This is a genomic window from Pseudomonas sp. P7759 (assembly GCF_013386445.1).
Classification (GTDB): Bacteria; Pseudomonadota; Gammaproteobacteria; order Pseudomonadales; family Pseudomonadaceae; genus Aquipseudomonas; species Aquipseudomonas azotoformans_A.
Map to the genome: position 1 here is coordinate 57,910 of NZ_JACART010000037.1, position 12,911 is coordinate 70,820.

Consider the following 12,911-nt stretch of genomic DNA (forward strand, 5'->3'; position numbering starts at 1 on the left):
CGGTTACCTGTCGGCCTCGCAAAACGCATAGGCAAATTCACCGTTGTCCACGCTGACCTGTACCTGAGTCGCCGGTGTGCCCTGCAGCAGGCGCTTGAGAAACTCGGTACTGATCGCCGGCAGCATCGAGTTGGTCAGGATCGCGTCGATCATCCGCCCGCCGCTTTCCAACTCGGTGCAACGGCTGGCGATCAGCTCCACGACGTCCTCGCTGAAGGTGAACGGGATCTTGTGGCCCTCGGCGATGCGTTTCTCGATACGCCCCAGTTGCAGGCGGATGATGCTGCCGAGCATGGCGTCGCTCAGCGGGTAATACGGGATGACCACCAGGCGTCCAAGCAGTGCGGGCGGGAACACCTCCAGCAAAGGCTCACGCAGCGCCTTGGCGATGGTGTCCGGCGCGGGCATGCTGGTTTGCGGATGGCGGCACAGGCGGCTGATCAACGCGGTGCCGGCGTTGGTGGTGAGCAGGATCAGGGTGTTCTTGAAGTCGATGATCCGGCCTTCGCCGTCCTCCATCCACCCCTTGTCGAACACCTGGAAAAACAGCTCATGCACGTCCGGGTGGGCCTTCTCCACCTCGTCCAGCAGCACCACGCTGTACGGCTTGCGTCGCACCGCTTCGGTCAGCACGCCGCCTTCGCCGTAGCCCACGTAACCGGGCGGCGCGCCCTTGAGGGTGGAGACGGTGTGCGCCTCCTGGTACTCGCTCATGTTGATGGTGATAACGTTCTGCTCGCCGCCATACAACGACTCGGCCAGGGCCAGCGCGGTTTCGGTCTTGCCCACCCCGGAAGTCCCAGCGAGCATGAACACGCCCACGGGTTTTCCGGGGTTGTCGAGGCCGGCGCGGGAGGTCTGGATGCGCCGTGCGATCATCTCCAGCGCATGGTCCTGGCCGATGATACGCTGGCCCAGGCGGTCGGCCAGGCGCAGCACGTTTTCGATCTCGTTCTTGACCATGCGGCCCACGGGAATACCGGTCCAATCCTGCACCACCGAGGCGACGGCCTGTTCATCGACGCTGATGAGTACCAGAGGATGTTCGCCCTGCTGTGCGATCAGTTCGTCCTGCAGTTGGCGCAGCTCGGCCAGGCCAGCTTCGCGGTCATCGGACTCGGCCAATTGACTGCGCAGGCGCTGGATCTGCTCCACCAGCGCCAGCTCGTTATCCCAGCGCCCCTCCACTTCGTCCAGGCGTTCACGTTGACTGGCCAGCAAGGCTTCGACCGAGACGCGACGGCTGGCGGTGTCCACGCCAATGGCGGTCTCGCGGTCGATGATTGCCAGCTCGGTTTCCAGGGACTCGATACGGCGCCGACTGTCATCCACCTCGGCTGGGGTCGCGTGCAGGCTGATGGCGACGCGAGCGCAGGCTGTGTCGATCAGGCTGACGGCCTTGTCTGGCAGCTGCCGCGCCGGGATGTAGCGGTTGGACAAGCGCACCGCCGCTTCCAGCGCCGAATCGAGGATGTGCACCTGATGATGGTTCTGCATGGTTTCGGCAATGCCGCGCAGCATCAGGAGCGCGCGGGCTTCATCCGGTTCGTCCACCTGCACGGTCTGGAAACGTCGGGTCAACGCCGGGTCTTTCTCGATGTGCTTCTTGTACTCGGCAAAGGTCGTCGCGCCTACCGTACGCAAGGTGCCTCGGGCCAGTGCCGGCTTGAGCAGGTTGGCGGCATCGCCGGTGCCGGCAGCACCGCCCGCGCCGACCAGGGTGTGGGTCTCGTCGATGAACAGCACCACCGGCTTGACGCTGGCCTGCACCTCATCGATCACCGAGCGCAGGCGCTGTTCAAACTCGCCTTTCATGCTCGCGCCGGCCTGCAACAGGCCGACGTCGAGGGCCAGCAGCTGTACGTCCTTGAGGCTGGGCGGCACGTCGCCACGGGCGATGCGCTGGGCAAACCCCTCGACCACGGCGGTCTTGCCGACGCCCGCCTCGCCCACCAGGATCGGGTTGTTCTGGCGGCGACGCATGAGGATGTCGATCACCTGGCGAATCTCTTCGTCGCGACCGACGATGGGGTCCATCGTGCTCGTACGCGCTTGTTCAGTGAGGTCGACGGTAAAGCGCTTCAAGGCTTCCTGCGGTTTGCTCGGGGCCAGCGCACCGAGGTCTTCGCCGGGCGCCTGGTAGCCGTCGCTGGCGCTCATCCGGGCTTCGGGGGAGTCCTTGAGCAACTCTGCGAATCGTTCGCTCAAGTCATCGATACCGACCTTGTTGAATTCACGGGAAACCCCATACAAGCCGTTGCGCAGGCTGGGGGTTTTCAGGAGTGCCAACAGTAAATGGCCGGAGCGCACCTGGGACTCGCCGAGCATCAACGTGGCATACACCCACGCACGTTCGACGGCCTCTTCCACTTGCGACGACAAGTCGGTGACCGACGTCGAACCACGGGGCAAGCGGTCGAGGGCCGCCGTCAGGTCACGGGCCAATACGGCCGGGTCGATGCCGTAATGGCGGATCAGCCGCAGCAGGTCCGAGTCGGTCAGTTGCAGGATCTGCTGCAACCAGTGCACCAGCTCCACATAGGGATTGCCGCGCAGCTTGCAGAACACGGTGCTGCTTTCAATCGCCCGGTAGCACAGGCTGTTGAGTTTGCCGAAAAGCGCGACGCGACTGATATCAGCCATGGGCAGGTCCTTGAGGGGTAATGGAGAGGCGCGGGTTGATCAGCAACTGCCGATCATCCTGCTCGGGGGCCTGGCTGCTCAGCCAACTGGTCCAGCCCAGGGGCGCAGAACCGAGGCGCAAGCCAGGCAGTTGTTCTTTCTTGACGATCAAGTTGACGTCCCAATCCAGCGCCAGGCCGACGTATTGGCGCACCCAGTCCTGCACGCGCTGCAGGCTGTCGCCACCGGGCAGCAGGCGACGGGTTTGCGCCAGGTCAAGGGGGCCGATCAAGAGGCGGAACTTGTGCTGGGTGTTCCAGACTTTCCTGCCCATCACGGTGGTCTGGCCGAGTACGGCGGCATCGGGGCCGCTGCGCAGCGCGCACAGGCCGTCAGCGGGCAATTTCATCCAGTGGCCGACAAACTGCTCGACCCGCACCGGCACGCCGAGGTAGTCGGTCAGTAGCGCGGCCAAGCCCTCGGCATTGCGCGTCTGCGGGCCCAGGCGTCCGGCGAAGTGCAGCTTGGCCACGTCGGGCACTGCGTTGCGGTCCAGCAATGACGTCTGGCCGATGCCGATCAGGGAGCCCAGGTACTGCGCAAAACGGTCCGCTCCCGGGCGGTCCAGGCTCACCGCTGGCTGGGCGCTGGCCCAGGCGCGGTAGAACAGGCTGATCATACGGTGGTGGAACACGTCGCAGAACGCCGCGAGTGTGGGGTCGTTGCGGTTGCGTTGGCGGTCGCGGATGTATTCGGTGAGGTGAATCGGCAAGGGGCCGTTGGCGCCCATCAGGCCAAAGAAATTCAACAACAACTTGGGCGCAGCGCCGGGCGTGAGCGCAGCGATCATCGCCGGTTCGAACGCCAGCGACGGCTGCTGCCCGAACCGCACGGCCTCATCCGCCGGGCGCGCGGCCTGGCCGATGCGCGGCAAGTGCGCAAACGCGCACTCCAGCTGACGCAGCGCGCCGTAGAAATCGAAGCGCGCCGGGTGCGCCTCCAGGGCGCCGAGCAGGGTCAGAGGATCTCGCATCTGCCCACCCGCGCCGGCCATTGCATGATCACGCCACGCGTGGTGCTCTTGATCAACGTTTCGGTGAACGCGTTGAGCGACACGTACTTGGCAAAAAACTGCTCCAGCACAGAGCCCAGCACAAATACACCAGCGCCTTCGAACGCCGCTTCATCCAGGGTCACGCAGACCTGCAAGCCACGGCCATAGGTGATCGGCGCTGGCAACGGCAGGCGCCGCACGATGCTTTCGGCAGTCACCGAACGCAGGCCTTCGATCTGCTTGTGGGCGGCTTCGTCTTCAATACGGCAATACAGGCGCAGCAGCTCGCGCAAGGCACTGGCGCCCTGCTCCTTGTCCTGGTCCAGCAGCGACAGGTAGTTGAGGGACAAATGGCTGACCAGCCGCCATGCGGTTTCGCCCTCGGCAAAGGATGGCGCCGGCACCGTGGGCCCGGTGAGGCATCGCACCGCCTGCACCGGCGCGCCGGACTCGACGCTAAAATCAGTGCGGCCACTGCCCACCGGCATGCTCAACACCAGGTCGCGGTTGCTGCACAGGGTGTCGATGCCCAACTGGCGCAGGTCGCTGCGGTGCGGGGCTTCCTGGGCGTCCACCAGGGACAGGAACAACTCGCTGCCGATGTAGCTGGAGCGCGGGCCTTGGCGGTGCTGTTGCTCGGACAACACCCGCGCATCCCGGCGCACTTGGTAAAAGGCGTTAGGCGGCTTGCGGGCGTGCAGGTCATTGGCGCGGTAGAACGACTCGAAGGTCTGACTGGCTTCTGCACCACTGCCATAGCCGGTCACACCTTCGATCTGGTAGATCTCGTAATCCATCGGCCGCGTGCGGTCCGCAATCACGTGGTATTCCGACTGCTGGTCGGACAGGTGCACACGCTCGGCGCGCATCGGGAACAGGTTGATCGCCGGCGTGCAGTAAAGGCCGAAATTGGCTGCGCTGAGGCTTTGTTCCAACAGCGGATCGAGCTTCTTGAACAGCACGATCACGTCCAACTGTTCAGCGCTGCAGCGGCTGACGCTATTGGCCAGTCCCACCACGTCGGCAAACATGAAGCGCTGCGGCATGGCGAAGTATTCCTGCAACAGCCGATAGCCCTGGAACTGACGCGGGCCGGTGGGCAGCAACGCTTCGCTGTCGCTGTAGCCCAGACTGCGAATCGCGCTCTTGGGCAGGAACTGGTGCCAGTCCACATGCTCCTGCACCGGCATCACCAGCACGCCGACGGCCTGGGCCAACAGGTGTTCAAGGATGCGCGACGGCATCGCGTCGCCGCCACGGATGTGCAGCGGCAGGTTATCGAGGGACAGGTCGCTGAAGGTCAGGCCGGCACCGACCCTGAGGCGCAGGCGCAGGGCCGCCTTGACCCCGCCGAGGCGCGACAGATCAACACCCGCCACGTGTGCGCCGCAGGCAAAGTAGCGCGCCTCGACCAGCTCGACCGGCCACAGGGTCACATCATGGGCAGTGCGGAATTCGCAGGCGGTCTGGTCGCCCTTGCCCAATTGGCTGTGCAGCGCGGTGTCGCGTGGCACCTTGAACCCAGAGGCCAGGCTGCCCTCGCCCATGTCCGGCTGCAATTGCACCACCGCCATCGACGGCGTGGGCGCCAGGTATTGCGGGTACACCAGCTCCAGCAAATGGTTGGTAAAGCGTGGGAACTCAGCGTCGATCTTCAACTGCACCCGCGCCGCCAGAAAGCTGAACCCCTCCAGCAACCGCTCCACATAAGGGTCGGCACAGGCGTAGGTTTCCAGCCCCAGGCGTCCAGCGACCTTGGGGTAGTCACGCGCGAACTCACCGCCGACTTCCCGCAGGTGAGCCAGTTCACGTTCGTAATAGCGCAGCAGTTTGGCGTTCACCGCACGTCCCTTGTCTCGATATCGAAGACCCTGGCCTCGCCTGCTTCCAGGTCGAGTTCGGTCTTCAGGTACAGGCGCTCGGGCAACGGTTGGCCCCAGAGTTCGCCATGGATTTCAAAGGCCATCTGGTTAGGACTGGCCGTGGCCCCCGAGGGCGCCACCGGCACCACCCGCACGCTGTTGCGTAAAATCCGCGGTTCAAAATCCCAGATCGCCTGGCGGATGCGCCGCCCAAGCTCGTCACGGTCCAAACCGGCGGCGGTCTTGCCGGCAAGATCCGGCAGACCAAAATTAACCACCGACTGCATCGCCAGTGGGTAGGCGCTCAAGTCACGAAAACTGCCCAGGCTGGTGCTGTTGAGCAGCCACCCCAGGTCACGCAACACCGCCTGGCGCAGGCCGCGCATGGACAGCACGCGCTTGTCCCGAGGCTCCACGGCATGCTCGGTGTCGTCATCGCTCAGACGGTCCAGCAACGACGGTTGCAGGCGTTCGCGACTGGTGAGTTCAGCCATGGTTAAGGCCTTGAGTAAGGTTCACGAGGTTCTCCACTGTGGCGAGGGAACTTGCTCCCTCCCCACATCCACCGGGGTGTCAGCATCAAATCTTCTGGTTCTTTTCCAGATCCCACTTCTTCGGCGTACCGGTGATCACGGTGTCGCCGGTGAAAGAGTCGAACTCGTAGCTGATGGTGGTGAAGTTGATCGAGATGGTTTCGCTCGGGCGCTCGCCGTTGCTGCTGGCGGAGTAGGAACTGATGATCGCGCTGCCGAGGATCAACTTGAGGAACACCTGTTGCTTCTTGTCCGGGCCGCCGGTCTGGATGAAGTGGATCTCGGCATCACCCAGGCTCTTGCCGCACACGGCCTGCATGAACAGGTCGGCGGAGGCCAGGTCGGTGACCTTGGTCATGGAGATTTCCGAGAACGACGGGTTGCTGGTGTCGCGGTCGGCGCCGCCACCGCTGGTGGATATCGCCCGGCCGACACCCATCTGGATCGCATCGATGGTGATCCAGTCCTTGTGCCCGTCGACGGTGGAAGTGCCTTTGATCTGGGTGCCTTTGAAGTTCAGCAAAATCATGGTGGTTACCTTTCAGGGTTGATCAGTTGGATTTGGTGGACGGCAGCTTGGAGACCAGGCGCAGGGACACGGTCAGGCCTTCGAGCTGGTAGTGCGGGCGCAGGAAAAACTTGGCGCCGTAGTAGCCGGGGTTGCCTTCGATTTCTTCCACCACCACTTCAGCGCCGGCCAGTGGCTTGCGTGCTTTGTCAGCGTCGGTGGCGGTGGCCGGGTTGTGTTCCACGTAGCGGCCGATCCAGTTGTTGAGCCAGATCTGCATGTCGTCGCGCTCCTTGAACGAGCCGATCTTGTCGCGCACGATGCACTTCAAGTAGTGGGCGAACCGGCAGGTGGCGAACAGGTACGGCAGGCGCGCGGCCAGGTTGGCGTTGGCGGTGGCGTCCGGGTCTTCGTACTCGGCCGGCTTGTGCATCGACTGCGCGCCGATGAAGGCCGCCAGGTCGCTGTTCTTCTTGTGCACCAGGGGCATGAAACCGTTCTTCGCCAGTTCCGCTTCACGGCGGTCGCTGATGGCGATTTCAGTCGGGCAGGTCATGTCGACGCCGCCGTCATCGGTCGGGAAGGTATGCACCGGCAGCCCTTCCACCACACCGCCGGATTCGATGCCGCGAATCTGCGAGCACCAGCCGTAGTGTTTGAACGAGCGGTTGATGTTCACGGCCATGGCATAGGCGGCGTTGGCCCAGGTGAAGTCCTTGGCGCCAGCGGCGTCGGTGGTTTCTTCGAAGTCGAACGCTTCCACCGGATTGGTCTTGGCACCGTAAGGCGCGCGGGACAGGAAACGCGGCATCGCAAGGCCCACATAACGCGAATCTTCACTGGCACGGAAGCTGCGCCAAGCTGCGTGTTCCGGGGTCTGGAAGATTTTGGTCAGGTCGCGCGGGTTGGCCAGTTCCTGCCACGACTCCATCAGCATCACGCTGGGGTCGGCGGCGGTGATCAACGGACAGTGCGCCGCCGCACTGACGCGGGCCATCTGGGTCAACAGCTCCACGTCCGGGGCGCTGTTGTTGAAGTAGTAGTCGGCCACAAACGCGCCATAGGGCTCGCCACCGAACTGGCCGTATTCCTCTTCGTAGAGTTTCTTGAAGATCGGGCTCTGGTCCCAGGCCACGCCCTTGAACTTGCGCAACGTCTTGTGCACTTCGTTCTTGGAAATGTTCATCACGCGGATCTTCAGCGACTCGTCGGTCTCGGTGTTGTTGACCAGGTAATGCAGGCCACGCCAGGCGCTTTCCACGCCCTGGAATTCCTCGTGGTGCAGGATGTGGTTGACCTGTTCGGTAAGCTTCTGGTCGAGGGCGGCGATCAGGCCTTCGATGGTGCCCAGCACGTCGTGGGGCATCAGCTGAGTGCCTTGCAACGCTTGCTCTGCCAGGGTGCGCACGGCGGTTTCCACCGCTTCCTTGGCTTTGTCGGTCTTGGGCTTGAACTCTTTTTGCAACAGGCTGGCGAAGTCGCCGGCGTCGAACTCGGTGGTGACCAGCGGCTGTCCGGCCTGTTCCGATTGCGGAGTGGACATGACGGTTTCCTCGAATTTTGGGCAAAGCCTCCCCGTACCGGGGCAAACGAGGCTCCGGCAGAGTCAGCGGTTATTCAGTTATTCAGGCTGTTTGGGCGCAGTGCTCAAAGCCTGCATCACGCTCGGGTCGGCGAGCAGTTTGGCCAGCAGTTCCTCGGCACCCACCTTGCCGTCCATGTAGGTCAGCAGGTTGGACAATTGGCTGCGCGCGGTGAGCAGTTGGTTGAGGCTGGGCACCTTGCGGGCGATGGCAGCCGGGCTGAAATCGTCCATGGTTTCAAAGGTGATCTCCACCGGCAGGTTACCCTCGCCGCTCAGAGTGTTGGGCACCTGGAACGCCACGCGCGGCTTCATCGATTTGAGGCGCTCGTCGAAGTTGTCGATGTCGACTTCCAAAAACTTGCGCTCGGCCACCGGCGGCAACGGCTCGGCGGGTTTGCCGGAGAGGTCGGAAAACACCCCCATCACGAAGGGCAACTGCACGGTTTTTTCCGAGCCGTAGATCTCCACGTCGTATTCGATCTGCACACGTGGCGCCCGGTTGCGAGCGATAAACTTCTGACTGCTTTCTTTGGCCACAGGACGAGCTCCGGTGAGTGGGTTTGATACAAAAGGGTCAGTTGTCGCTGTTGCGAATACCGCTGACCAGCGCCAGTTGCGCAAGACCATCGGGAGCGAGGTCTTGCAGCAATTCCATGAAATTCTTGTCGATCAGTTTCTTCGCCCGTTGCAGCAGGAACGGCACGGGGCTGGCCGGTTCGTGGGTCTGGAAATAGGTGCACAGGCGGTCGAGCGTCTGGCGCGCGTCTTCACGGCTGTTGATCTCGCCACGGTTGGGTTGCGGCGTTAAGGCCGGGGCATCGGCCGTGATAACCGGTGCTGCCACATCCAGTTGCGGACGACGGATCACGTCACCGGCACGCCGCAACAGTGTGGCCAGGCTGCTCAGATCGATAGCGCGGCCGACGCCGACTTTCTCCGTGAGCAGCTGCTCGATCTGCACACTCAGCGCCAGGGCTTGGGCCAAAGCGGTTTCGGTGGCGTTAAGCTCAAGCGGGTCCGCCTCGGCCAACGCGCCTTCGATCACGGCCAGGCTGAGGTCACCGCTTGGTTCGGTGGTGGCCAGGTCGATCTGGCGCAGGCTCAAGCTGCCCACACTGCGTGCCGTGATCAACGGCGTGCCCAGCAGGTCGCGCAACAGCCCGGACGGCTCGCAGAGAAACGCCAGGATGTTGATGCGCAGCAGCGGGTCGTGGTCATCATCGGGATCAAGTTGGGGATGCAGGCCATCCCAGCAGTGTTCCAGCAACCCATGGATCAGTTGCAGGCCCGCAGCCAGGCCGGAGATACCGTGCAGGTTGAGCTGGGCGCGGGTCAGCCAGATTGCCAGGCGCAGGTCGCGGCTACGCTCCAGCAGCGGCAAGGCCAGCAACATCACCCGCTTCCAGTTCGGTTCGATGGCTTGGGTGATGGTGTCGCCGTATTGCACCTCGGGCTTGCCCAGGGCTTCTTCTTCCAGCTCGAGGAATTCAGGGTCGTATTCGACGTTCACGCCGCCGCCGTTCGCCTCGCCCAGGGGCAAGGCCAGCGCGGTGAAATCCAGTGGTTGAGCGTCGGTGGGCAGGCCCATCGCAATTCCCTCGTTCAAGTTGTTCTGGGAATAGAACAAGCGAGGGAAATGATTTATTCCGAGGGCTTGGAAAAATTCTTAACGCAGGCGCTCTTCGCTGATGCGCCGGCGATGGGATTCGGCATAGGCCGCCTTGCGCGCCAGCAGCAGCGGGTCATCCGAAGGCGCAATCCCCGCTGGCAACTCCAGCGGGTTGAAGTCGATGTCGCGGCACGCACCGTCGACCTGGGCTTGCTGGTCATCGATCACCAGCACACCGGCATCGATCTGCCGACGCCCCTCGGGCCAGCGCACGGTGGCATCGGTGGTGACATCGCCAGGATCGGCCAGCGTGATAATCAGGTGCCAGCGTACCGGCCCCTGCTCCAGTTGCGTGGCAAAGCCGAAGGCGAGGAAGTCGGGGTCGCTGCGCTGCGCGGCGGTGATTGCTTTGTACGGTGTCTCGGGCACCATGCTCCAACGCACGAACCGTTCCTGGCCCTGGGCGTTGATCATGCGAAAGGCGTTGACGCTGTAGTACGTGGTGTTATCAAAACCGGAAGAGCCTGGGTGGTCAGCGAGCCATTGTTCGAACGGGCGCATCTCCGGATGGGCGCGCTTGAAGGCCTGCATCTTTTGCGGGTCCGGAGCGTTATCGCCATAGGTCGGCATCGAGGCGCGCAACTGCTGGTAAAGACCTTCGGGGGTGTTGACCGGGAACACCGGCACGGAATTCATCGCCATGTACCAGGCGTCGCCCTCCGAGCCCGCCAGGCGCAACGCCATGCTGCGGATCATGCCGTGCACGTCGGCCTGGGCCGGGTCACCCCCGGCAGCGGACAGGCGACCGATCAACGGCACTGTGCCGCGCTGCAACATGGCGGCGTGGGAAACCTCTGTCGCATTGCCGTTGCTTTCAAAGTGGCCGCTGATGCAGTGGCCCTTGGCATGGTTACGCCGAAACCCGGGATGGGCACCGCCCGCGACGGCCTCCATTTCATCGACGATCTTTGCAGCGGAGGGTGACGGCGAATACAACAGCCACACACCGATGCCGGCGATCACTGCGACAGCCAGGGCGAAGGACAAACGGAGGTGTTTTTGCAGCGGAAAAGTTCTTTTCATCGCGCTATCTGGGATCACGGCATCGGGAACCAATGCCCGACCCCAGCATGGTTATTTCTGGAGCGCTGCGATCCACATCGGTGACGGCGCCCCGGCAAACAACTGGGCGGCACTTCGGTCGGCGACAAGTCGGGCAACGGCGTTAAGGTCCACACCTTCGGGCTCGCCGATCAGGGCGTAGCCCAGTTCAGACTGGCGCCACGTTACTACGTTCATTTGCGCGACGCTTTGCTGGGTGATGGACTGATCGGGCTTGGGCTCTTTCATCACGCACAAGGCCACCGGCGCGCCATTGGCCGGCAGGTACACCAACTGGATCAGCGCCTTGTTGTTGAAGCGCAGGCGCTGCACGCGCTTGAACGTCAGGCCGGCGGAACTGAGGTCGGGAACGCGCAGGGCCAGGCCGTCGATATCACGGATATCCGCGAGGGTCTTGGTGATGGCATCCGTCGGTTGCGCGCCGTAGGCCACGGTTTCACGGGTGTACAGATGCTGGTAGGCAGCCGCCTGTTGAACCCATGGCGAGGCCTGGGCAACGGCGGGCGCGGTGGTCTCGATACCCGGCTTCAGCGCACCGCTGAATGCACCAACTTGAAGCACCAAGGCATAACAGGCTGCACCGGCAACGAACGTCAGCGCGGGCCATGCAAATTTAGGTTGGAAGAATGCGAACAGGCGGGAGAAAACGCTGTCTGTCTTTTCGTCGGAAACTTCAGCGCTACGGGAATGAGCCGGTTCAGCCGTGTGCTGAGCCGCCAACGCAGCAATGTTGAGCTTGAGACTTTCAGGCACCGGCGGCAGGTTCTGCCGGGCAAAGGCTTCCTCATAAGGCAGGCACGAAGCCATCAACCGGGAGACTCGTTCAGCCAGGTCCGGTGAAGCGTCTATGAGCCGCTCTAGCTCCTGGTTCTGTTGCGACGAAAGCTCGCCGTCAACATAGGCCATTAGCAAGGCATCATCCGCTACCATGGGTTTTTCTCTCCGTCTGTATTCATCAGTTTCTGCAGGGTGATTCTCAGCCTTGTGGGCCGAAGCGGCGAGCCGGCGGGTAGCGACAAGCCATCATATTGATATCAGCTTCACGGTTGCAACAAGTCAAAAAACTTTAAAGCAAGCGGCGAATACTCGGTGACACGCACAAATACTTTAAGAGAACACCCTGGAATCTAAAATATTCCCAGGGCCTGATAAATCTTATATGTTTCACTCCGTGTCAGGGTATTTTTCCTGACACGGCTGCCAGAATCATTGGCCTGTAACCTGCATAAGCTGTCATTAACCTTTCAATGACGATCCAAATCGGTACACTTTGTCAGCATCTTGATACAATTCTTCGACACCCAGGACCCTCAGCACCGCAAAAAGGACGCCGCGACACAGGCATCCGCTACGGTATCGACCTCGTAGCCTGACCGCTCCATTTTAGGCATCAAGAAATAATAAGAGGAAATATGTCGATCACCGGTGCTGATTTACCCGCACTGCTTCCCGAACTGTTGCCACGCCTGTGGGCCTTTGCGTTGCGCATTTGCGGCGACAAGCATGATGCCGAGGACCTGGTCCAGCTCGCCTGTGTCCGCGCGCTGGAACGGGCCCATCAGTTGCAACCCGACACCTCGGTACTGAGCTGGATGTTTTCCATCGTGCACTCCACTTGGATCAACGAACTGCGTTCACGCAAAGTGCGCAGCCGTTCGCGCATGGACTGGAACGACGAATTCCTCGAAACCGTCAGCGACCCCGAGGCGCCCAACCCGGAGTCCGACCTGATGCACCGCCAGATCATCGAAGCGGTACAAAAACTCCCCGATGGCCAGCGCGAAGTGATGCTGCTGGTGGGCGTGGAGCGCTTCAGCTACAAGGAAGCCGCCGAAATGCTCGACCTGCCGATCGGCACCATCATGAGCCGGCTGTCCCGTGCGCGTCAGGCGATCGGCGCGCTTTTTGATTCGCCGAAAAGCAAACCTTTGCGCGCTCGACCGGAGAGTTCTTCCGCGAGCTGAAACCGCTCTAAACTGGCGTCCTGAACGGGACCACCCTAAGGACTACGCCACC

General features: G+C 62.4%; 11 protein-coding genes. 1 reads left to right on the plus strand and 10 read right to left on the minus strand.

The window, feature by feature from the left end:
• Positions 1-3: 3 nt before the first annotated feature.
• The 10 genes from tssH to HX823_RS23465 all read right to left on the minus strand — a co-directional run bounded on the left by tssH (position 4) and on the right by HX823_RS23465 (position 11,825).
• Entirely contained in the window at positions 4-2,643 is a 2,640-nt protein-coding gene (gene tssH, locus HX823_RS23420) for a type VI secretion system ATPase TssH (RefSeq protein ID WP_177076949.1), read from the minus strand.
• Positions 2,636-3,655, minus strand: coding sequence for a type VI secretion system baseplate subunit TssG (gene tssG / locus HX823_RS23425; RefSeq protein ID WP_256350229.1), 1,020 nt, complete (start codon positions 3,653-3,655; stop codon positions 2,636-2,638). Before tssG ends, tssH begins: the two co-directional genes overlap by 8 nt.
• Complete coding sequence (gene tssF / locus HX823_RS23430; protein WP_177076953.1) at positions 3,640-5,517, minus strand: type VI secretion system baseplate subunit TssF; 1,878 nt, start codon at positions 5,515-5,517, stop codon at positions 3,640-3,642. Before tssF ends, tssG begins: the two co-directional genes overlap by 16 nt.
• Positions 5,514-6,032, minus strand: a complete 519-nt coding sequence (tssE, locus tag HX823_RS23435) for a type VI secretion system baseplate subunit TssE (RefSeq protein ID WP_038850289.1) — start codon at positions 6,030-6,032, stop codon at positions 5,514-5,516. Before tssE ends, tssF begins: the two co-directional genes overlap by 4 nt.
• A gap of 85 nt (positions 6,033-6,117) precedes the next feature.
• Positions 6,118-6,600 carry a type VI secretion system tube protein Hcp gene (locus HX823_RS23440; protein ID WP_016978511.1) on the minus strand — a complete coding sequence of 161 codons (483 nt, stop codon included), beginning with the start codon at positions 6,598-6,600 and terminating at the stop codon, positions 6,118-6,120.
• A gap of 22 nt (positions 6,601-6,622) precedes the next feature.
• Positions 6,623-8,122, minus strand: a complete 1,500-nt coding sequence (gene tssC, locus HX823_RS23445; protein ID WP_033896856.1) for a type VI secretion system contractile sheath large subunit — start codon at positions 8,120-8,122, stop codon at positions 6,623-6,625.
• Positions 8,123-8,200: 78 nt separating this feature from the next.
• Positions 8,201-8,701: a type VI secretion system contractile sheath small subunit gene (tssB, locus tag HX823_RS23450; protein ID WP_033896857.1), complete on the minus strand. Its 501-nt coding sequence runs from the start codon at positions 8,699-8,701 to the stop codon at positions 8,201-8,203.
• A gap of 37 nt (positions 8,702-8,738) precedes the next feature.
• Complete coding sequence (gene tssA, locus HX823_RS23455) at positions 8,739-9,752, minus strand: type VI secretion system protein TssA (RefSeq protein ID WP_177076955.1); 1,014 nt, start codon at positions 9,750-9,752, stop codon at positions 8,739-8,741.
• Positions 9,753-9,830: 78 nt separating this feature from the next.
• Entirely contained in the window at positions 9,831-10,856 is a 1,026-nt protein-coding gene (locus tag HX823_RS23460) for a catalase family peroxidase (protein WP_177076957.1), read from the minus strand.
• Between the two features lie 51 nt (positions 10,857-10,907).
• Positions 10,908-11,825, minus strand: a complete 918-nt coding sequence (locus tag HX823_RS23465) for an anti-sigma factor (RefSeq protein ID WP_256350230.1) — start codon at positions 11,823-11,825, stop codon at positions 10,908-10,910.
• 482 nt (positions 11,826-12,307) lie between these two features.
• Between HX823_RS23465 and HX823_RS23470 the strand changes: the two genes are divergently transcribed.
• Positions 12,308-12,859 carry an RNA polymerase sigma factor gene (locus tag HX823_RS23470; protein WP_082461389.1) on the plus strand — a complete coding sequence of 184 codons (552 nt, stop codon included), beginning with the start codon at positions 12,308-12,310 and terminating at the stop codon, positions 12,857-12,859.
• Positions 12,860-12,911: the final 52 nt, after the last annotated feature.

What these genes read in the sequence shown, in the direction of transcription:
- tssH (WP_177076949.1), bottom strand. Translation starts at nt 2,643, where the DNA reads ATGGCTGATATCAGTCGCGTCGCGCTTTTCGGCAAACTCAACAGCCTG.
- tssG (WP_256350229.1), bottom strand. Translation starts at nt 3,655, where the DNA reads ATGCGAGATCCTCTGACCCTGCTCGGCGCCCTGGAGGCGCACCCGGCG.
- tssE (WP_038850289.1), bottom strand. Translation starts at nt 6,032, where the DNA reads ATGGCTGAACTCACCAGTCGCGAACGCCTGCAACCGTCGTTGCTGGAC.
- HX823_RS23440 (WP_016978511.1), bottom strand. Translation starts at nt 6,600, where the DNA reads ATGATTTTGCTGAACTTCAAAGGCACCCAGATCAAAGGCACTTCCACC.
- tssC (WP_033896856.1), bottom strand. Translation starts at nt 8,122, where the DNA reads ATGTCCACTCCGCAATCGGAACAGGCCGGACAGCCGCTGGTCACCACC.
- tssA (WP_177076955.1), bottom strand. Translation starts at nt 9,752, where the DNA reads ATGGGCCTGCCCACCGACGCTCAACCACTGGATTTCACCGCGCTGGCC.
- HX823_RS23460 (WP_177076957.1), bottom strand. Translation starts at nt 10,856, where the DNA reads ATGAAAAGAACTTTTCCGCTGCAAAAACACCTCCGTTTGTCCTTCGCC.
- HX823_RS23465 (WP_256350230.1), bottom strand. Translation starts at nt 11,825, where the DNA reads ATGGTAGCGGATGATGCCTTGCTAATGGCCTATGTTGACGGCGAGCTT.
- HX823_RS23470 (WP_082461389.1), top strand. Translation starts at nt 12,308, where the DNA reads ATGTCGATCACCGGTGCTGATTTACCCGCACTGCTTCCCGAACTGTTG.